Source organism: Rhizobium sp. AN6A (assembly GCF_900215635.1).
Lineage (GTDB): Bacteria > Pseudomonadota > Alphaproteobacteria > Rhizobiales > Rhizobiaceae > Agrobacterium > Agrobacterium tumefaciens.
The window spans coordinates 680,833-700,149 of the sequence record NZ_OCNC01000003.1 but is presented as its reverse complement, the minus strand read 5'-3'; the positions used below and the strand labels follow the sequence as shown (position 1 = coordinate 700,149).

Sequence of the window (19,317 nt, the reverse complement as noted above, 5' to 3'; positions counted from 1 at the left end):
GAAAAGGCGGGCATGGGTTCGGGTATCAACAACGCTAGCCCACCGGCGCTTTTGTATTCGCTCTCGCGCGGATGCAATCAGGAGATTTCATGTCAGTATCTACCCCCACGCGCGAAGATTTCGCAGCGCTTCTCGAAGAATCCTTTGCCTCTAACGATCTTGCCGAAGGCTATGTTGCCAAGGGTATCGTAACGGCAATCGAGAAGGACGTTGCCATCGTCGACGTTGGCCTCAAGGTTGAAGGCCGCGTACCGTTGAAGGAATTCGGCGCGAAGTCCAAGGACGGCACGCTGAAGGTCGGCGACGAAGTCGAAGTTTACGTCGAGCGCATCGAAAACGCACTCGGCGAAGCCGTTCTGTCGCGCGAGAAGGCTCGCCGCGAAGAAAGCTGGGTCAAGCTCGAAGCCAAGTTCGAAGCTGGCGAGCGCGTCGAAGGCGTTATCTTCAACCAGGTCAAGGGTGGTTTCACCGTCGATCTGGACGGCGCTGTTGCCTTCCTTCCGCGTTCGCAGGTCGACATCCGTCCGATCCGCGACGTTACCCCGCTGATGCACAACCCGCAGCCCTTCGAAATCCTCAAGATGGACAAGCGTCGCGGCAACATCGTTGTTTCGCGCCGCACGGTTCTCGAAGAGTCGCGCGCCGAGCAGCGTTCTGAAATCGTTCAGAACCTCGAAGAAGGCCAGGTTGTTGACGGCGTCGTCAAGAACATCACCGATTACGGTGCGTTCGTTGACCTCGGCGGCATCGACGGCCTGCTGCACGTTACCGACATGGCATGGCGCCGCGTCAACCATCCTTCGGAAATCCTCAACATTGGCCAGCAGGTCAAGGTTCAGATCATCCGCATCAACCAGGAAACCCACCGTATCTCGCTCGGCATGAAGCAGCTCGAGTCCGATCCGTGGGATGGCATCTCCGCCAAGTACCCGGTTGGCAAGAAGATCTCCGGTACGGTCACGAACATCACCGACTACGGTGCATTCGTCGAGCTGGAGCCGGGCATCGAAGGCCTGATCCACATTTCCGAAATGTCCTGGACCAAGAAGAACGTACATCCCGGCAAGATCCTGTCCACGAGCCAGGAAGTCGACGTTGTCGTTCTCGAAGTCGATCCGTCCAAGCGCCGTATCTCGCTCGGCCTCAAGCAGACGCTGGAAAACCCGTGGCAGGCATTTGCCTTCAGCCATCCGGCCGGCACTGAAGTCGAAGGCGAAGTCAAGAACAAGACCGAATTCGGCCTGTTCATTGGCCTCGAAGGCGATGTCGACGGCATGGTTCACCTGTCGGATCTCGACTGGAACCGTCCGGGCGAACAGGTCATCGAAGAGTTCAACAAGGGTGACGTGGTCAAGGCCGTCGTTCTCGATGTTGACGTCGAGAAGGAACGCATCTCGCTCGGCATCAAGCAGCTCGGCAAGGATGCTGTCGGTGAAGCCGCAACGTCCGGCGACCTGCGCAAGAACGCAGTCGTTTCGTGCGAAGTCATCGCCGTTAACGACGGTGGCGTGGAAGTGAAGCTCGTCAACCACGAGGACATCACCTCCTTCATCCGCCGCAACGACCTCGCACGCGATCGTGACGATCAGCGTCCGGAGCGTTTTGCAGTTGGCCAGGTTTTCGACGCTCGCGTCGTCAACTTCTCGAAGAAGGACCGCAAGGTCATGCTTTCGATCAAGGCTCTGGAAATCGCTGAAGAGAAGGAAGCCGTCGCACAGTTCGGTTCGTCCGACTCTGGCGCTTCGCTCGGCGACATCCTCGGTGCGGCTCTGAAGAACCGCAGCGAATAATCGCTAGAGATCGTTTGATATAAAGAACCCGCCGGAATTTTCCGGCGGGTTTTTTGTTGGCTGCCGTGTTCGTGTCATAGGCCAATGGGCGGCACGGAATTCAGTGCATGCCACTCATCTTGAGGTAATAATTTTCCGCACTGTCGTCGAAAGCCGCTGTCCGCGAATTTTCCCCATCGCCAATCTCGTCATTGGCGGCCACCCGCTCTTCCATCTCGTCCTGACCGTCGGAATTTTCGCCCTCCGCCTCGCCATTCGCCTCATCCTCGGAAAATGGACCACGCCCGCGATGCGGCGTTTCCGATTCGTGGTCCTCTTCCGCCGGTGGGTATGCGACGAGCGGTAACGGCGTGCCGTCTTTTGCCAGAGCCGCAGCGATCAGCGATTGCGAAGCCGTTTGTTCCAGCATCGCCATTCTTGCTTCCGGGTCGAGAGCGGCGCGCGGCATGGGCTGGGCTTCTGGCCGGTTGGCAATCGTCTCCGCATCCTCACCGGTCGGGTGGGTGATGGGCGTAGCGAGGGGAGTTTTTTCGGCAGGCTGTTCTTCGAGTGGTTGCGGTATGGCGCCCGGTGGCGTGGCGGAAAGCTGGCCAGCGGTGGTGGCCTTGGCGGGAAGTTTGCCGGCCACGGCAGCAAGCAGCAGGTTTTCCATATCCTTGACGCCAGCCGTGGACTGGCCGGATGGCGGGTTCAAGGTAGTGCGGGTTTCCTTCGGCTCCGGCTTCATCGTGTCCCGATGCTGGAGCGCAGGGCGCATCTCGCCGTTCTCGGTCCGTGGCGGATTTGCCGTGCGGGCCTCTGCCGGCGCTTCTTTTGACGCGTTGCCGGTTTGCGGTTGAAGCGGACGTGCCGTGTTTTCGGCTTTCCCTTCCGGTTTTGCCGCATCGTGCGGAGAGTCGGACATGTCGACAGGTGGGGCGGGAAGATTGACCTGTGGGCCTTGCGGCGCTGCCTGCGCCGCCACCATGGCTTTTATCGCGGCGGCGCTTTGGGCGAGCGGGCCGATAAGCAGAGGCAACAGCCGGCCGGGCGCGGCGGCGTTTGCCGGTTGTGCTGTTGTTGTGGTGGTCGTTGCCGGGTTTGGGCGGCCGTCAGTATTCTGGCTCGGGCCGTTCTGCTGTCTTACTTGCACTGGCTGCGCGGTCACCGGGTTGGCCGAATTGTTCTGCTGATAAGAGGACACCACCGCCTTCGCCGCAAGATCCGTTCCCTTGTAGCGGGAAAGCTCGATCAGCAGCGCAAGCCTTGCGGCATCCGGCCCGGTTGGCTGTTTCAGGATTTCTGCGAGCATCGAAAGGCTCAACCCCTGCAGGATTTTGCTGACCTGTTGTTCCAGCGCCAGGCGCTGCGGTGCGGGCAGGGCGCGCAGCGCATCCGTCAGGCGCACCACATAGGTTTGAATGGCTTCGCCATCGCGCCTTGGCAGGTTCATCAGCTTGCCAAGCGCCTCCGCCAGAACGGCGGTGCTGCGGGAAAGCTGATATTCGCTGGCGAGCGAGGTGACTGCGGCTTTGGCGAAAAGACTGCTGCCATTATCGGGAGCAAGATTGCTTGCCTGCGGCTGTACGGCCTCCTTCGGCTCCCCGCGCTGCGTCTGCGAGGCTGCGGCTCCATAGGCGGCATCGGCTGCCGGAATTTTCGGTACAGGCGGTAACATGCTGCGCTCCGTTCCTATCGATTACCGCCGCTGGCTGCGAAAGGGCCAGTCCCTGGCTCTCTGATCCGCATTTGGCCTATGTTGAAAGATTGCCGCGCCGGTGATGTACAGGTGTCATCTCGCCCGCTCATGCGGGAGCGCCGTGTGCGTCGCTGGCAGGAATGCCAGCTCTTCGCGATGCACACAGAATCATCAACCCTGAGTCTGGGCCGTAGATATTAAGAATTCGCTAACCATAAAAATCGTGTCGATATGGCAATCAGGGAGAGACGCTGATGAACATGCGGTAAAGCCCGTTATCGTCGGAATTGACCGATGAAATATGGTCCGGTTCGCTATCCGCTGCCTCAAAGGCTTCCGGTGGCATCGCGTCGAGCCAGCTTGCCTTGGGAAAACCTCTCTCGGGGCGATTTTCCACGGGGGCCATGAGGTTGTCTTCCTCGCTTGCGGCAACGAAATTGTCGTCATTCGGCGCCAGCGGCGGAGCGGCGATGGAGAGCAGCGCTTGCGCCGCATTCGGTTCGGCATCGAGGCCGACGCTGCCGGATATGCCGGAAATTTGAGACATTTTTGAACTCACATCATGTTTCGCTCAAGTGACTATCGGTAGCGGCGAGATCATGCCGCCTTCTTCTTCAGCAGTGCATAAATTCCATTGTCGTCTATCGAGATCGGCAAAATGGCGTTGCGGGCGTTATCGACGACTGCCTGAGCATCAAGCAGTTTTTCGGCGTCGTCTTTCTGATCGGCTTCCGTCTTGGCGGCGGCGTCTGTCTCTGCGGGTTCGTTGTCATTTTCAGCCGGGGCCGTTTCGCTTGATGGCGTTGCCGCGAGCACGGAGATCAGGGCGATTTCCGATGAAATATCGACCGGGCCTTGCCCGTCAGTGCCTTGCGCTTTTTCTTCGGCGGTAGCGTCTATGTGTTCCTTCACGACGTCCTGAAGTTTTTGCACATCCTCCAGCTTGCCCTGCGCGTCTCGGGTCTGGATATCCTCTTCCCGCTCGGCCGCAACTTCGGCATCGTTGATTTCGCCCATGCGGTTTTTGCCGCGTTCGGCCTGCAATTCTTCCTTGGTTTTCGGATCGGCAACGTCTTCCAGGCGCTGGATGACCTTCATCGTTTCCCGTGTCATGAATTGGGTACCCTGCGCCTGCTCGTTCAGCGCATTCTTCACGGCGCGTGCCGCATCGCCAAATGGGTTTGCGATTGCGGCGATCATCTGCTGCGCGGAAATACCAAGTTCCTTGAGGCCAGTCGATTCTTCGAGATCAGTGACATTTTTGGGTGCGGTGGCGCGCACTGCCATGATTGCTTTCGACATCTGCACGCCAAAATCTCCTTCCTTGCCCGTCAGGCCGGCATTTTGGGCAATGCGTGCGGCAAGAGCTGCCATGGGCGCGGTCTTGGCGGTTACGCCGTTATTCAGGACTTCCACGACCTGCGCTTCCGAAACGCCGAAGGATTTCAGCGAAATCGTCGTGGCTTTTCCTGTCGCGCCGGTTTTTTCAAAGCCGTCGGTTAGCGTCAGCGCGTCCTGAAGCCTCTGCGCGAAAGCGGCGTTCGATTCATCGTTTTCCTGGGTGATGCCAAGCGCAGACGAGAAACGGGAGACAAGTGAGGCGAAGGCATCGCCATCAGGCTTCATGGCGCCGAACAGATAGGCGCTTATCTTTTCATTGGCAACGCGATGGCTTTGGTCCGGCTGCGGCTGGGTCCTTATCGTCTCGTCTTTTTTGGTGCCGTTCGCTTTTTCCTGCTCTTCGCGATGGCGTTCCTCAATGGTTTCCACCATCGACCGCATGAGGTCGCTGACTGCAATGCTTGCCGTCTGCTGCAACGGTGTAATCATCTGGAAGTCCCCGGCCACCCAAAGTTGCGGCCGAGAATAGGCAGTTTCGGTAAATCAGTCCTTAAACGAAGCGTGAAAGCGCTCAGCTATGGGCGAAGATATCCGTTTCGTCCCAGCCCAGAAGATCGAGCTTGGCACGGGTCGGCAGAAACGCGAAGCAGGCATCGGCATGATCGAGGCGACCATCACGCACGAGTCGGTGGGTCAGCTTGTCGCGCAGCGCATGCAAATGCAGCACGTCGGAGGCGGCATATTCGAGCTGTGCGGGTGACAGTTTTTCTGCTGCCCAGTCGGACGATTGCTGCGCCTTGGAAATGTCGACCTCGAGCATTTCCTTCAAATTGTCCTTCAGCCCGTGCCGGTCGGTATAGGTGCGGGTCAGGCGGGAGGCGATCTTGGTGCAGAAAACCGGCGTCGTCGTCACACCGAACGTGTGGAACAGAACGGCGATATCGAAACGGCCATAGTGAAAAATCTTCTGCCGGGCAGGGTCTGCAAGCATATGGGTGAGGTTTGGAGCTTCCTTCTGGCCGGCAGCAATGCGGATGACATCCGCCGTGCCGTCTCCAGGAGAAAGCTGAACGACACAGAGACGGTCGCGGCGTGGCACCAGCCCCAGTGTTTCCGTATCGATTGCGATGGCGCCAAGGTAGCGTGCGGCATCTGCGGCGGAAATATCGCCTTCGTGATAACGGATGGTTGCTGCCATTGTCTTGCTCCGAGAATGTCCAGTTCGTTGCTCCGGCTATAACGGAAAGACAGGTTTGACGATACCGTTTTGTAGGTCGCTCCGACGTGCCTTGTCGCATGTCCCCTTGGTACTTGCGTTTGCGAAAGTCTCCGGGTTAGGTTTGCGGAAATCCTGTTTCTCCAAATTGTATGAAATTTCCTATGACAAAGAAAATCTATCTCGCCGGGCCGGAGGTCTTCCTCCCGAATGCCCGTGAAATGCTCGACCTCAAGGCCTCGCTTGCACGCGAGGCCGGTTTTACGCCGCTTTCGCCGGGCGATCTGGAAATTCCGCCCGCGGACACGAAAATCGGCCACGGCTGCAACATCAATGCCATAGACGAGCGGATGATGCTGGAAGCGGATGCGGTCATCGCCAATCTCACGCCGTTTCGCGGCATCGCCGCCGATACGGGAACGAGCTACGAACTGGGGTTCATGTGCGCGCTGGGCAAGCCGGTTTTCGCCTACACCAATGTCGCGGCCAATCACTTCACCCGCATCAAGGCGCAATATAACGGTGTTGCCGCAATCGATGAAACAGGGCGCTATCGCGGCCCGGATGGTTTGTCGATCGAGAATTTCGACATGGTCGACAATCTCATGCTGCACGGCGGAATTTTGCGGCGCGGCGGCGTCGTCATCGTCGGCAACGCCACGGCAGAGGCCCTTTATACGGATCTCGAGGCCTACAAGCTCTGTCTGGCGGCTGCCGCTGAAAGATTATTGAAACAGACTGATCCCGATAGAACGAATTTACTGGAGACATCATCATGAGCGGTACCATCCTCATCACCGGCGCCACGTCCGGCTTCGGACAGGCCACGGCGCGGCGCTTCGTCAAGGAAGGCTGGAAGGTCATCGGCACCGGTCGGCGGGCGGAACGGCTGGAGGCGCTGGCGCAAGAACTCGGCTCCGCCTTTCACGGCGCTGCCTTCGATGTTACCGACGAAGATGCCACTAAAAAGGCACTTGCGGCTTTGCCGGAAGGTTTCCGGGACATTGATATTCTCGTCAACAATGCGGGGCTTGCGCTCGGCACCGCACCTGCACCGCAGGTGCCGCTGAAAGACTGGCAGACCATGGTGAACACCAACATCACCGGTCTTTTGAACATCACCCACCATCTTTTGCCCACGTTGATCGACCGCAAGGGCATTGTCGTCAACCTTTCCTCGGTAGCTGCGCACTGGCCCTATGCGGGCGGCAATGTCTATGCCGGAACGAAAGCCTTCCTGCGGCAATTCTCGCTCGGTCTGCGCTCCGACCTGCATGGCAAGGGCGTGCGCGTCACCTCGATCGAACCGGGCATGTGCGAAACGGAATTCACGCTCGTTCGCACCGGCGGCAATCAGGATGCCTCGGACAATCTTTACAAGGGCGTCAATCCGATCACGGCCGAGGATATCGCCAATACGATCCATTGGGTCGCCTCGCAGCCCAAACATATCAACATCAACAGCCTCGAACTCATGCCGGTCAACCAGTCCTTTGCCGGTTTTCAGGTGCATCGGGAAAGTTGATTTCCAACGTTTTCTGCGGGAGTGCTAAAAAACAAAGCAGGAATTTTCGAGCTATGCAAAAATGCAATGCTGCATTGCGAGACTTGCTCTGTTAAAAATCTCGGATACCGCTATATTCAAATCATCGAAGCGACGCACTCCTCCTCCCAGTGTCGCTCGATGCGGATCGGTGGTACTCCTCCTCCCAATCGCCGATCAAGTTTGAAGCCTGCCGCACCTCCTCCCGCGGCAGGCTTTTTCCTTTTCTGGGCTTCTTTTTCCGATGCATCTTGCGGTCAGGTTTCTGCGCGCCGTCTGCGCCCGGATGACCGATACTCCGCTTTTCCCCTTAAGTTTCCGGGGGATTTTTGATTTTCCCGTCAAGGCAATGATTGTCGAAATCGGGCGCGTGTCGATCACGATTTCGTTATGTCTAGATGAATATGCACAGTTTTGTGGCGGTGCATGGTGTTGGCCCATTGCTTAGGCCCCGGCCTATGTTTAAGCATTGGCAAAAGAACGCTTGGGAGTTGCCGACACGCTTGTGTCTGTGCGCCTGAAAGCGGCGGGGAGAGAATGGCAGACTTTCAAGAGGCGCTGAAGCGGTTTCAGCCGATCGCGGTTTCATCGATCGCTGAAGACGAGCTCGGGTTGCGGTTGCGCGGCCTGCAAGCGCAACTAATCCAGCAAAATATCAAGGCGGTCTGGCTCGATGCATCATCGTCGCTGACCTATTATACTGGCCTGTCGCTTGGTCTTTCGGAGCGCATTCACGGCGCCCTGGTGCCGGCAGAAGGCAAGCCGGTCTATGTCAGTCCTGCGTTTGAAGAGCCGAAACTACGGACGATGATCCGTATCGAGGGCGAAGTTGCCGTCTGGGAAGAGGATGAAAGTCCTTTTGACCTGATGGCAAAGCGCATCGAAGCGCTCGGTTGTCCCGGCCACCTTGTCGCGATCGATCCTGCCACTCCTTTCGTTTTCGCATCGGCCCTGATGCAGCGTCTGGAAGGCCGCATCATTTCCGCCCAACCGATGATCGTCGCACAGCGGCAGGTCAAATCCGCCGCCGAGATTGCCATCATCCAGGCGGCGATGGATGCGAGCTACGGCGTGCAGAAGGCCGTGTTCGAGGGGCTGCGTCCCGGCATATCCACCACGGAAGTGGCTGACTTCGTTAACGCCGCACATGTTGCGCTTGGCATGAAGCCGCTTTTCGTGGCGGTTCAGTTCGGCGAGGCGACGGCTTATCCGCATGGCGTGCCCTATGCGCAGACGCTTGATGACGGCGACATGGTGCTGGTCGATCTCGGCGGCATCCTTCATGGCTATCGTTCGGATATCACCCGCACCTATGTGTTCGGCCAGCCGACGGAACGGCAGCGTTTTCTCTGGAACGCCGAGCGGGACGCGCAGGCTGCTGCCTTTGACGCGGCCCGGGTCGGTGCTGCCTGCTCGGACGTGGATAAGGCCGCGCGCGACAGCCTGAAAGCGGCCGGTTTTGGGCCGGATTATCAGGTTCCGGGTCTACCGCATCGCACCGGCCATGGGCTTGGGCTGGATATTCACGAAGAACCCTATATCGTTGCAGGAAATGCCACGGCTCTTCAGCCGGGAATGTGCTTTTCCATCGAGCCGATGCTGTGCGTTTATGGGGAATGCGGCGTCCGTCTCGAGGATATAGCTTATATGACGGAGGCGGGACCACGCTGGTTCTGCCCGCCGGAAAAGAACCTCGACCGGCTGTTCCAGCCGGTCGCCGGGTAATTGGTCGGGAGGCACAGGACCGAACGGCGACACGGGGGCTCCGCGTCGTCGCTGACCAGGACAGGTAGGCCCCTTAAAACGGGGTCGCATAAACTCAGAAAAAGAGGGAAAGGACCACCAGATGAAAACGCTGACCCGCAGTTTGCTTATAGCCTCTGCGCTTGCGATGGCTTCCGCCGTGCCCGCCATGGCGAAGACCTTCGTTTATTGCTCCGAGGCATCTCCGGAAGGCTTCGATCCTTCGCCTTATACCGCCGGCGGCACCTTCGATGCCTCCGCGCATCCGGTCTACAACCGTCTGACCGAGTTCAAGAAGGGCACGACCGAAGTTGAGCCAGGCCTTGCCGAAAAGTGGGAAGTTTCGAGCGATGGCCTCGAATACACGTTCCACCTGCGCAAGGGCGTAAAGTGGCACTCCAACGAGAAGTTCACGCCAAGCCGCGATTTTAACGCCGATGATGTGATCTTCAGCTACAACCGCCAGGGTGACACAAAGAACCCGTGGAACCAGTATATCGCAGGCATCACCTACGAATATTACAACTCCATGGAAATGCCGTCGCTGATCAAGGAAATCGTCAAGGTTGACGATTACACCGTGAAGTTCGTGCTGACCCGTCCGGAAGCACCGTTCCTTGCCAATATCGCGATGCCTTTCGCTTCGATCGTTTCGAAGGAATATGCCGATACGCTTGATAAGGCCGGCACCAAGGAAGACTTCAACAACCTGCCGATCGGCACCGGCCCGTTCAAGTTCGTCGCCTATCAGAAGGACGCGGTCATCCGCTACCAGAAGAACGCCGACTACTGGGGCGAAGCTCCGAAGATCGACGATCTGATCTTCGCGATTACGCCGGACGCTGCCGTTCGTTTGCAGAAGCTGAAGGCTGGCGAATGCCACCTGATGCCTTATCCGGCACCGGCCGACCTCGCCACCATTCGTGCCGATTCCAACCTCAAGCTCGATGAACAGCCGGGCCTGAACGTTGCCTACTTCGCCTACAACACCACCGTGGCACCTTTCGACAAGCCGGAAGTCCGCAAGGCGCTGAACATGGCGATGAACAAGCAGGCGATCATCGACGCCGTATTCCAGGGTGCCGGCACGGTTGCCAAGAACCCGATCCCGCCGACGATGTGGTCCTACAACGACAGCATCAAGGACGATCCTTACGATCCGGAAGCTGCCAAGAAGGCTCTCGAAGCCGCTGGCGTCAAGGATCTGACGATGAAGATCTGGGCGATGCCGGTTCAGCGTCCCTACATGCCGAATGCCCGCCGCACCGCCGAGCTGATCCAGTCGGATTTCGCGAAGGTTGGCGTCAAGGCCGAGATCGTCTCCTTCGAATGGGGTGAATACCTCAAGAAGTCGACCGAAGTGAACCGCGACGGTGCCGTCATCCTCGGCTGGACCGGCGACAACGGTGACCCTGATAACTTCATGGGCGTTCTGCTTTCCTGCGCTGCAACCGGCGAAGGCGGTGCAAACCGCGCTCAGTGGTGCAACAAGGAGTTCTCCGAACTGCTTTCCAAGGCAAAACAGACCACTGACGTTGCCGAGCGCACCAAGCTTTATGAGCAGGCGCAGGTGATCTTCAAGGAACAGGCTCCGTGGGCGACGCTCGCGCACTCCACGCAGTTCGTTCCGATGTCCGCCAAGGTTTCCGGCTTCACCATGAGCCCGCTTGGCGACTTCACCTTCGAATCCGTCGATATCGCTGAGTAATCCCAAACAACAGGACGCGCGGAAGAACTCAGGTTCTTTCGCGCGTCTTTTCAGGAAAAAACCATGATCCGGTTCATTTTCGGCAAACTTCTCTATCTCGTTCCGACATTTCTCGGGATTACCATCGTTGCCTTTGCCTTCGTTCGCGTCCTGCCGGGCGATCCCGTGCTGTTGATGGCGGGTGAGCGCGGCATTTCGCCGGAGCGGCATGCACAACTTGCCGAACAGCTCGGCTTCAGCCAGCCTATCTGGCAGCAATATCTCCATTTTCTGGGGCGGCTCCTTCAGGGTGATCTCGGCAATTCGCTGGTCACCAAGAAACCCGTTCTGACCGAGTTCCTGGCGCTCTTCCCCGCGACAGTCGAGCTTGGCCTCGTCGCCATCATCCTCGCCACCCTGATCGGTGTGCCGGTCGGCGTCATCGCCGCCATCCGCCGCGGCTCGTGGTTCGACCAGATTTCCATGACGACGGCGCTGGTTGGCTTCTCCATGCCTATCTTCTGGTGGGGCCTGCTGCTTATCATCATGTTCTCCGGCATCCTGCAATGGACACCGGTGTCGGGCCGTATCTCGCTGATGTATTTCTTCCCTTCCGTCACCGGTTTCATGCTGATCGACAGCCTGATTTCGGGGCAGAAGGGTGCTTTCGCTTCGGCTCTGTCACATCTCATCCTGCCTTCGGTGGTGCTTGCCACCATCCCGCTTGCAGTTATTGCCCGCCAGACACGGTCGGCAATGCTCGAAGTCCTCGGTGAGGATTATGTGCGGACAGCGCGTGCAAAGGGCATGTCGCCGTCCCGTGTCGTCGGCGTTCACGCATTGCGCAACGCCATGATCCCGGTCATCACCACCATCGGCCTGCAGATCGGCGTGCTGATGGCGGGTGCAATCCTGACCGAAACCATCTTCTCCTGGCCGGGCATCGGCAAGTGGATGATCGATTCAATCTCGCGCCGCGACTATCCGGTCGTGCAGAGCGGCCTGCTTCTGATTGCGGGTCTGGTGATGATCGTCAACCTGCTTGTCGATCTCACCTATGGCCTCATCAATCCAAGGATCCGTCACAAATGAGCGATGTGACCACAGCTCCCGGCGTCAGGCTTTCCGACGCCGCCATCCGCCGCCGGATGATCGCCGATTTCTGGTTCTACTTCCGCCAGAACCGTGGCGCCGTCATCGGCCTCGCCGTCTTCCTTCTTCTGGTTCTGATCGCGGTTTTCGCAGCCGTGATTGCCCCGCATGACCCGACCCAGCAATATAGAGATGCGTTGCTCGTCCCGCCGGTCTGGCAGGATGGAGGCCGTGCCGCATTCCTGCTCGGCACCGATGCTGTCGGCCGCGACATGCTGTCCCGACTGATCTACGGCGCGCAATATTCGCTCTTCATCGGCGTCGTCGTCGTTTCCATCGCCCTTGTCGGCGGCATTGTCATCGGTCTCGTTGCCGGCTTCTTCGGCGGCTGGGTGGACACTGTCATCATGCGCGTGATGGACGTCATCCTGGCGTTTCCATCGCTGCTTCTGGCACTGGTGCTGGTCGCGATCCTGGGTCCCGGGTTGACCAATGCCATGATCGCAATTGCCATCGTCTACCAGCCGCATTTCGCGCGTCTGACGCGTGCAGCTGTCATGAGCGAGCTTCGGCGTGAATATGTCACCGCCGCCCGTGTGGCGGGTGCCGGCAATTTCCGGCTGATGTTCAAGACCATTTTGCCGAACTGCCTTGCACCGTTGATCGTGCAGGCGACGCTCTCCTTCTCATCTGCCGTTCTCGATGCGGCGGCTCTCGGCTTCCTCGGCATGGGCGCGCAGCCGCCCGCATCCGAATGGGGCACGATGCTGGCCGAAGCCCGCGAGTTCATCCTGCGCGCCTGGTGGGTCGTTACCCTTCCCGGCCTGACGATCCTCGTATCGGTGCTCGCCATCAACCTGATGGGTGACGGGCTGCGCGATGCGCTCGATCCCAAACTGAAGCGGAGCTAAGCGATGAGCCTGCTGAAAATCAAGAACCTCACCGTCAAGTTCGCCACCGCCACCGGCGCGTTCACGGCCGTCAACGGCATCGACGTCTCCGTGGACAAGCATGAAGTGCTGGCTATCGTCGGCGAGTCCGGTTCCGGCAAGTCGGTATCCATGCTCGCCGTCATGGGGCTTTTGCCCGATACGGCGACGATCACCGCCGACGAGATGATCTTCGACGGTATAAACCTGCTGGCCATGTCGCCGCAGGAGCGCCGCAAGCTGATCGGCCGTGAGATCACCATGATCTTCCAGGAGCCGGTTGCCTCGCTCAACCCGTCCTTTACGGTCGGTTTCCAGATCGAGGAGGTGCTGCGCCTCAATCTCGGCATGAGCCGGTCTGCGGCGCGTGCACGTGCACTGGAGCTCTTCCGGTCCGTCGGCATTCCCGAGCCGGAGACCAAGCTCAATGCCTATCCGCACCAGATGTCCGGCGGTCAATGCCAGCGTGTGATGATCGCCATCGCCATCGCTTCCAAACCGCGTCTCTTGATCGCCGACGAGCCGACCACCGCGCTCGACGTGACGATCCAGAAACAGATCCTCGATCTGTTGATGGATCTGCAGGAAGAATACGGCATGGCGCTGATCCTCATCACCCATGACATGGGTGTCGTGGCCGAAACAGCAGACCGCGTGGTCGTGCAATATAAGGGCCGCAAGATGGAGGAAGCGGATGTGCTGAGCCTGTTTGAGGCCCCGCAACATCCCTATACCAAGGCATTGCTTTCCGCGCTGCCGGAACATGCGACCGGCGACCGCCTGCCCACGGTTTCCGACTTCTTCGGCAAGGAGGGCGTTCAATGAGCATCGTTGTCGAAGGCAAGGGCATTACCCGCCATTATCACGTTCCCGGCGGCCTGTTCGGCGGAGCAAAGACCGTGCAGGCGTTGAAAGGCATCGATTTTGCCGTCGAGCGCGGCAAGACGCTCGCCATCGTCGGCGAGTCCGGTTCCGGCAAATCGACGCTTGCGCGCATCATCGCGCTGATCGACCCGGCATCCGGTGGCGAGCTGAAGATCGACGGCCAGCCGGTCGATATCGCAAAGCGCCGTCCCGGCACGGACATGCGCTCCAAGGTGCAGATGGTGTTCCAGAACCCCTATGGCAGCCTCAATCCGCGCCAGAAGGTGGGCGACGTGCTAATGGAGCCGCTTGTCATCAACACCAAAATGCCGGCGTCCGAGCGTCGTGAGCGGGCTGAAGCCATGCTGGTGAAGGTTGGGCTGGGTCCCGAACACTTCAACCGATATCCGCACATGTTCTCCGGCGGCCAACGGCAGCGCATCGCGATTGCGCGGGCGCTGATGCTCAACCCCGCACTTCTGGTGCTGGACGAGCCGGTCTCGGCACTCGATCTTTCAGTGCAGGCGCAGGTGCTGAACCTGCTGAGAGACCTTCAGGAAGAGTTCGAGCTGACCTACGTCTTCGTCAGCCACGACCTTTCCGTCGTTCGCTATATCGCCGATGACGTCATGGTTATTTCCAAGGGTGTAGCCGTGGAGCAGGGCACGCGCGAGGAACTATTCGCCGATCCGAAACACGCCTATACGCGCCAGCTTTTTGCCGCCACTCCGGTAACGGATGTAGACGCCATCCGCGCTCGCGTGGAGCGCCGCAAGGCGGCACGGCAGGCCGCGACGGCTTGAGATCGACGATTGACCGATGAATAAATGGAACAGGCCGGATTTCCGGCCTGTTGTTTTTTCAGGACTTCAAAAGATTGCGGGGGCACGCTCAGGCCCCGACCTCTCTCAGCAGACGCACCTGCCGCAGCGTATTCTGCCTGCTACGCTCCAGATGGCGCCATAGGGCGTCGACGATCTGAGCCTTGCTGCGGGCGGCGATGGCGTCGGCAATATTCTGGTGTTCCTCGACAGAGCGGGCGTAGTCGCCAAGGATCGATACGAAAACCGTGTGGGTCTGGTCGAGAATGCGCCCATGCGTGCCGGAAATGACCGGAATGCGCGCGGCCGAAACAAGGGCCGTGTGGAAGCTGCGATCGTGAAACAGCGCCTTGGAGAGATCGTCCAGCGTCGCGCTCTTGGCAAATTCGCGGTGTTTCGCAAGGCTTTCCAGAAGCTGCGCATGCAAGGCTTCGTCCAGCTGCCCGGCATCGAAGGCCACTTCCACGGCGCCTTTTTCCAGCAGCATTCTGGCGGCGTAGAGTTCTTCCACATCCTCCACGGTAAAATCGCGCACCACCATGCCGCGCCTTGAGGAATTGACCACCAGTCCGTCTGCCTCGAGTTTCAGGCATGCTTCCTTGACCGGCGTGGGGCTGATGCCAAGATCGGCGGCAAGTTCGTTGGGCAACAGGCGTTCACCGCCGCGCAATCTGCCGCTGACGATGCGCGCCCGCAGTTCCTGATGCGCTTGGTCGGCGAGCGTGACTTTGATCAGTGTGTTCATGGCAGCACCATCGCCCAACCGCGAATGACAGGCAATGACAGAATATAAAAAATAAAAAATTTTTTATTTTACAATGATCGATTTTGCTTTAGCTGTATCGGTCATCGGAAGCTGGCTGCTGGAGGAGGGTGGCCGGGCAATCCCCTGAGGTTTCATCTCCTGCGGTCAATGATCGCGGGCAGTGGCGATATTCCGCCGATTAATCGGTGGAGCTTCGATCAGGACTGGACTTCCGTTTTTTCCTCCCCAAAGGCTGCTCAAGCGTCGAGGAATTGACCGATCATGAAAATAACCGCTGTCGAACCTTTCATCCTGCATCTGCCGCTGACATCGGAATCCATTTCCGATTCCACCCACAGCATCACCCACTGGGGCGTCGTCGGCGCAAAAATTACGACGAGTGACGGTCTTGAGGGTTACGGCTTTACCGGCACCCATGCGCATCTGCCGTCCGACCGGTTGATCACCTCCTGCATCAGCGATTGCTATGCACCTCTGCTGATCGGCGAGGATGCATCCGAACATTCGCGGCTGTGGACAAAACTTGCTCGTTATCCGTCCCTGCAATGGGTCGGCCGCGCGGGCATTACCCATCTGGCGCTGGCCGCGGTCGATGTGGCGCTCTGGGATCTGAAGGCGAAGAAGGCGGGCGTGCCACTCTGGCAATATCTCGGCGGCGCGCGCACCGCAGGGGTCGAAGCCTACAATACCGATATAGGGTGGCTTTCCTTCAATCTCGAAAATCTGCTGGCGGGCAGCGCCAGGGCAGTGGAAGAGGATGGCTTTACCCGCCTGAAAATCAAGGTCGGGCACGATGATCCGAATATCGATATCGGACGCCTCGCGGCGGTGCGCAAGCGTCTCGGCTCCTCGATACGCATCGCTATCGATGGCAACGGCAAGTGGGATCTGCCGACATGCCAGCGCTTCTGCGCGGTGGCAAAGGATCTGGATATTTATTGGTTCGAAGAACCGCTCTGGTACGACGATGTGACCAGCCACGCGCGGCTGGCACGCAACACATCCATTCCCATCGCTCTCGGAGAGCAGCTTTATACGGTGGATGCGTTCCGGTCATTCATCGATGCGGGCGCGGTTGCCTATGTCCAGCCGGATGTAACCCGGCTTGGCGGCATCACCGAATATATCCAGGTCGCTGACCTCGCGCTCGCCCATCGCCTGCCCGTCGTTCCGCATGCCGGTGAGATGAGCCAGGTGCATGTGCATCTGAGTTACTGGCATCCGGCATCGACCATCCTCGAATATATTCCGTGGATAAAGGACCATTTCGAAGAGCCGATCCATGTTCGCGACGGTGTTTACAAACGCCCGGAGCATCCCGGCGCCAGCACCACGCCTTTGGCCGAAAGCATCGCCCGCTACGGCAAAGCGGTGAAATGAAACAGAGGCGTTCAGCCCGGATTGCAGGAAAAGCGAAAGCCCTCTCTCCGTCATTCCGGGCTTTACCCGGCATCCGGCCACGGAGCGTCGGTGCCGTCAAAGGAATCGTGCGCGATCAAAGGCTTGATCACACCGTCACCCAGGATCTAATCCGGGGTGACGGTGTGGGTATGATGCAGGTTTTGCCAGACTTAGCGCCAGCCGAGTGCAGGAGCCACCTGTTTGAGGATCGTCTCGATAACATGGGCGTTGTAGTCGACGCCCAGCTGGTTCGGCACGGTCAGCAACAGTGTGTCGGCCTCGGCGATGGCTTCGTCGGCTTTTAGCTGCTCGATCAGCGCTTCCGGTTCGGCGGCGTAGCTGCGCCCGAAGATCGCGCGCGTCTTGTCGTCGATGTAACCGATCTTGTCGTCACCCTCGCTGCCGTAACCGAAATAGGACCGGTCGCGATCGTTGACGAGAGCGAAGATGCTGCGGCTGACCGACACGCGTGGCTCGCGGGCGTGTCCAGCCTCTTTCCATGCGGCGCGGTAAGCACGGATCTGTTCGGGCCTGCTGCACATGGAAGGGCTCGCCGGTCTCATCCGTTTTCAGGGTGGAGCTTTGCAGGTTCATGCCAAGCTTTGCCGCCCAAACCGCCGTCGCATTGGAGCTGGAACCCCACCAGATGCGCTCGCGCAACCCTTCGGAATGAGGCTCCAGCCGCAGCAGGCCGGGCGGGTTGGGAAACATCGGCCGTGGGTTCGGCTCGGCGAAACCTTCGCCCTTCAGAAGCTCGAGGAAGACTTCGGTGTGCTGGCGCGCCATGTCCTCTTCGGTCTGGCCCTCGGCAGGGCGGTAGCCGAAATAGCGCCAGCCGTCGATCACCTGTTCGGGAGAACCGCGACTGATGCCGAGTTGCAGGCGTCCGCCGGCGATGAGATCGGCTGAACTCGCATCCTCCACCATGTAAAAGGGGTTCTCATAACGCATGTCGATGACGCCGGTGCCGATCTCGATGCTTTTCGTTCTGGCGCCAACGGCGGCAAGCAGCGGGAAAGGTGATCCCAACTGGCGGGCGAAGTGGTGGACACGGAAATAAGCGCCGTCGGCGCCGAGTTCTTCCGCAGCAACGGCGAGGTCTATCGACTGCAGCAAGGTGTCTGCGGCAGAGCGGGTCTGCGACTGGGGCGAGGGCGTCCAGTGTCCGAAGGATAGAAATCCGATCTTTTTCATGATGACCTTCCAAATGTTTAAGGATGCAGCTGACTTGAGCCGGCATCGTTGTTGTCAGTCATATAGGCAGCAGTGCGGATTCTCCAATCCGCCACGCGTAGACACGGTGTCGCCGAAATGTGAACGACGGTCGTTTCAGGCGATCGTCTTGCGGTCGAGGATGAAGAGATTTTGGTGCGCGCGCGCCGTCGTGAGAATGAAATCCATCAGCGAGCGCACGCGCGGCACATTGGCGAGGTCCTGATGGCTCGTCAGCCAGTAACCCCGCCGCAGTTCCACTTCGCCTGCCAGCACCATCTGCAGGTCCGGAAAGCGTGCGGCGATGAAGTTGGGCAATATGCAAAGGCCACGGCCGCTCAGCGTTGCGGTCAACTGCGCAAAAATGCTCGATGACTGGAAGTTGGGCCTGAGGCCGGGCATCACGTCGCGCATGTAATCGAGGCCCGGCGAGAAGATCAGATCCTGCACGTAACCGATAAAGAAATGATCGGGCAAATCTTCGCGCCGGGTGATTTTCGGGTGGCTGGCAAGATAGGAACGCGATGCGTAGATATGCAGCGTGTAATCGACGATCTGTTCGTTGATGTAGGGGCCTGCTTTCGGTGGATCGAGCGTGACCGCCACATCCGCTTCTTTCCTCGACAATGCCATGATCTGCTGGATCGTCACCATCTCCACCATGATGTGCGGATGGGTGGTGGCGAAGTCTTTCAGCCTTTCCACGAAGAAAAAGTTGGAAAAACCTTCAGGCGCACTGAGCCTGACCACGCCGCGTAGCAGGCTGCCGCTTTCGGAAATATCCGATTGCAATCTTTCCGCTTCCGCCTCGATGCGCTCGACGGTATCGACCAGCCGCCGCCCGACCGTCGTCAGTTCGTAACCACGCGGATTTCGCTCGAACAGCTTGGTTTTAAGCGAGAATTCCAGCCGGTCGATGTGGCGGGAGACGGTGGCGTGGCTGGTGCGCAGGCTACGCGCTGCCGATGAAAGTTGTCCGGTGCGGGCCACCGCCAGAAAATATTGCAGGTCGTCCCAGGTAAAAGGCGTGGCCAATTCGGTCTCCATTGCCAGGTCTGTTCAAAAATGAACAGTTCCTGTTCGCAATTTGATGATGCCCCGCTCTTGTGTCAACGGCCGAATTCGAGAAGTCTACATAGGGAGGCGCTGCTTTGAGGAGGGTGGCGCGACCGTTGTGATGCAACACCGTGGGACGATCGCCATGCGCCTTCGTTCACCGTTGCACAGACCTATC

At 59.0% G+C, this 19,317-nt stretch carries 16 protein-coding genes and 1 pseudogene; 10 read left to right on the top strand and 7 right to left on the bottom strand.

The annotated features are described in order from the left end of the window. Window positions 1-89: 89 nt before the first annotated feature. Complete coding sequence (rpsA, locus tag CRO62_RS07100) at window positions 90-1,790, top strand: 30S ribosomal protein S1 (protein ID WP_004431908.1); 1,701 nt, start codon at window positions 90-92, stop codon at window positions 1,788-1,790. 100 nt (window positions 1,791-1,890) lie between these two features. Here rpsA and CRO62_RS07095 read toward each other — a convergent pair whose 3' ends face one another. The 4 genes from CRO62_RS07095 to CRO62_RS07080 all read right to left on the bottom strand — a co-directional run bounded on the left by CRO62_RS07095 (window position 1,891) and on the right by CRO62_RS07080 (window position 6,007). Next, window positions 1,891-3,447, bottom strand: coding sequence for a hypothetical protein (locus CRO62_RS07095; RefSeq protein ID WP_097099702.1), 1,557 nt, complete (start codon window positions 3,445-3,447; stop codon window positions 1,891-1,893). A gap of 259 nt (window positions 3,448-3,706) precedes the next feature. Next, window positions 3,707-4,015, bottom strand: coding sequence for a hypothetical protein (locus tag CRO62_RS07090; RefSeq protein WP_097099701.1), 309 nt, complete (start codon window positions 4,013-4,015; stop codon window positions 3,707-3,709). A 50-nt stretch (window positions 4,016-4,065) separates the two neighbouring features. Beyond that, on the bottom strand, window positions 4,066-5,298 hold the full coding sequence (locus CRO62_RS07085; protein WP_097099700.1) for a hypothetical protein: 1,233 nt from the start codon (window positions 5,296-5,298) through the stop codon (window positions 4,066-4,068). Between the two features lie 82 nt (window positions 5,299-5,380). Continuing rightward, the gene (locus tag CRO62_RS07080) at window positions 5,381-6,007 is read right to left on the bottom strand and encodes a ribonuclease D (RefSeq protein WP_004431923.1); all 627 of its coding nucleotides are present in this window, start codon (window positions 6,005-6,007) and stop codon (window positions 5,381-5,383) included. Between the two features lie 182 nt (window positions 6,008-6,189). On the opposite strand from CRO62_RS07080, the gene CRO62_RS07075 reads away from it, so the two are divergent. From CRO62_RS07075 to CRO62_RS07035, 8 genes are all read left to right on the top strand, one after another. After that, window positions 6,190-6,804, top strand: a complete 615-nt coding sequence (locus tag CRO62_RS07075; protein WP_097099699.1) for a nucleoside 2-deoxyribosyltransferase — start codon at window positions 6,190-6,192, stop codon at window positions 6,802-6,804. Continuing rightward, window positions 6,801-7,550, top strand: a complete 750-nt coding sequence (locus tag CRO62_RS07070; RefSeq protein ID WP_097099698.1) for an SDR family oxidoreductase — start codon at window positions 6,801-6,803, stop codon at window positions 7,548-7,550. The genes CRO62_RS07075 and CRO62_RS07070 overlap by 4 nt, the downstream gene beginning before the upstream one ends. 555 nt (window positions 7,551-8,105) lie before the next feature. Beyond that, window positions 8,106-9,293 (top strand): M24 family metallopeptidase, encoded by a 1,188-nt coding sequence (locus CRO62_RS07060; protein ID WP_097099697.1) that lies wholly within the window; start codon window positions 8,106-8,108, stop codon window positions 9,291-9,293. 121 nt (window positions 9,294-9,414) lie between these two features. Continuing rightward, window positions 9,415-11,019, top strand: coding sequence for an ABC transporter substrate-binding protein (locus CRO62_RS07055; protein WP_004431933.1), 1,605 nt, complete (start codon window positions 9,415-9,417; stop codon window positions 11,017-11,019). A gap of 63 nt (window positions 11,020-11,082) precedes the next feature. Continuing rightward, window positions 11,083-12,090, top strand: coding sequence for an ABC transporter permease subunit (locus CRO62_RS07050; protein WP_004431937.1), 1,008 nt, complete (start codon window positions 11,083-11,085; stop codon window positions 12,088-12,090). Further along, the gene (locus CRO62_RS07045) at window positions 12,087-13,001 is read left to right on the top strand and encodes an ABC transporter permease subunit (protein WP_097099696.1); all 915 of its coding nucleotides are present in this window, start codon (window positions 12,087-12,089) and stop codon (window positions 12,999-13,001) included. Before CRO62_RS07050 ends, CRO62_RS07045 begins: the two co-directional genes overlap by 4 nt. 3 nt (window positions 13,002-13,004) lie before the next feature. After that, the gene (locus tag CRO62_RS07040) at window positions 13,005-13,844 is read left to right on the top strand and encodes an ABC transporter ATP-binding protein (protein WP_051489722.1); all 840 of its coding nucleotides are present in this window, start codon (window positions 13,005-13,007) and stop codon (window positions 13,842-13,844) included. Beyond that, window positions 13,841-14,686 (top strand): ATP-binding cassette domain-containing protein, encoded by an 846-nt coding sequence (locus tag CRO62_RS07035; protein ID WP_004431943.1) that lies wholly within the window; start codon window positions 13,841-13,843, stop codon window positions 14,684-14,686. The genes CRO62_RS07040 and CRO62_RS07035 overlap by 4 nt, the downstream gene beginning before the upstream one ends. 88 nt (window positions 14,687-14,774) lie before the next feature. Here CRO62_RS07035 and CRO62_RS07030 read toward each other — a convergent pair whose 3' ends face one another. After that, window positions 14,775-15,449 (bottom strand): GntR family transcriptional regulator, encoded by a 675-nt coding sequence (locus CRO62_RS07030; protein WP_097099695.1) that lies wholly within the window; start codon window positions 15,447-15,449, stop codon window positions 14,775-14,777. Between the two features lie 282 nt (window positions 15,450-15,731). Here CRO62_RS07030 and CRO62_RS07025 point away from each other — a divergent pair, with 282 nt between their 5' ends. Then, complete coding sequence (locus tag CRO62_RS07025) at window positions 15,732-16,850, top strand: mandelate racemase/muconate lactonizing enzyme family protein (protein ID WP_097099694.1); 1,119 nt, start codon at window positions 15,732-15,734, stop codon at window positions 16,848-16,850. Window positions 16,851-17,041: 191 nt separating this feature from the next. Here CRO62_RS07025 and CRO62_RS07020 read toward each other — a convergent pair. Together CRO62_RS07020 and CRO62_RS07015 are read right to left on the bottom strand one after the other, a co-directional pair. After that, window positions 17,042-18,065, bottom strand: a pseudogene (locus tag CRO62_RS07020) (LLM class flavin-dependent oxidoreductase). Window positions 18,066-18,200: 135 nt separating this feature from the next. After that, window positions 18,201-19,118, bottom strand: a complete 918-nt coding sequence (locus CRO62_RS07015; protein WP_097100413.1) for a LysR family transcriptional regulator — start codon at window positions 19,116-19,118, stop codon at window positions 18,201-18,203. Window positions 19,119-19,317 lie beyond the last annotated feature (199 nt).

Coding starts and splice junctions, on each gene's coding strand:
- CRO62_RS07055 (WP_004431933.1), top strand. CDS start 9,415: ATGAAAACGCTGACCCGCAGTTTGCTTATAGCCTCTGCGCTTGCGATG.
- CRO62_RS07025 (WP_097099694.1), top strand. CDS start 15,732: ATGAAAATAACCGCTGTCGAACCTTTCATCCTGCATCTGCCGCTGACA.
- CRO62_RS07040 (WP_051489722.1), top strand. CDS start 13,005: ATGAGCCTGCTGAAAATCAAGAACCTCACCGTCAAGTTCGCCACCGCC.
- CRO62_RS07080 (WP_004431923.1), bottom strand. CDS start 6,007: ATGGCAGCAACCATCCGTTATCACGAAGGCGATATTTCCGCCGCAGAT.
- CRO62_RS07060 (WP_097099697.1), top strand. CDS start 8,106: ATGGCAGACTTTCAAGAGGCGCTGAAGCGGTTTCAGCCGATCGCGGTT.
- CRO62_RS07070 (WP_097099698.1), top strand. CDS start 6,801: ATGAGCGGTACCATCCTCATCACCGGCGCCACGTCCGGCTTCGGACAG.
- CRO62_RS07050 (WP_004431937.1), top strand. CDS start 11,083: ATGATCCGGTTCATTTTCGGCAAACTTCTCTATCTCGTTCCGACATTT.
- CRO62_RS07075 (WP_097099699.1), top strand. CDS start 6,190: ATGACAAAGAAAATCTATCTCGCCGGGCCGGAGGTCTTCCTCCCGAAT.
- rpsA (WP_004431908.1), top strand. CDS start 90: ATGTCAGTATCTACCCCCACGCGCGAAGATTTCGCAGCGCTTCTCGAA.
- CRO62_RS07085 (WP_097099700.1), bottom strand. CDS start 5,298: ATGATTACACCGTTGCAGCAGACGGCAAGCATTGCAGTCAGCGACCTC.
- CRO62_RS07045 (WP_097099696.1), top strand. CDS start 12,087: ATGAGCGATGTGACCACAGCTCCCGGCGTCAGGCTTTCCGACGCCGCC.
- CRO62_RS07095 (WP_097099702.1), bottom strand. CDS start 3,447: ATGTTACCGCCTGTACCGAAAATTCCGGCAGCCGATGCCGCCTATGGA.
- CRO62_RS07030 (WP_097099695.1), bottom strand. CDS start 15,449: ATGAACACACTGATCAAAGTCACGCTCGCCGACCAAGCGCATCAGGAA.
- CRO62_RS07090 (WP_097099701.1), bottom strand. CDS start 4,015: ATGTCTCAAATTTCCGGCATATCCGGCAGCGTCGGCCTCGATGCCGAA.
- CRO62_RS07035 (WP_004431943.1), top strand. CDS start 13,841: ATGAGCATCGTTGTCGAAGGCAAGGGCATTACCCGCCATTATCACGTT.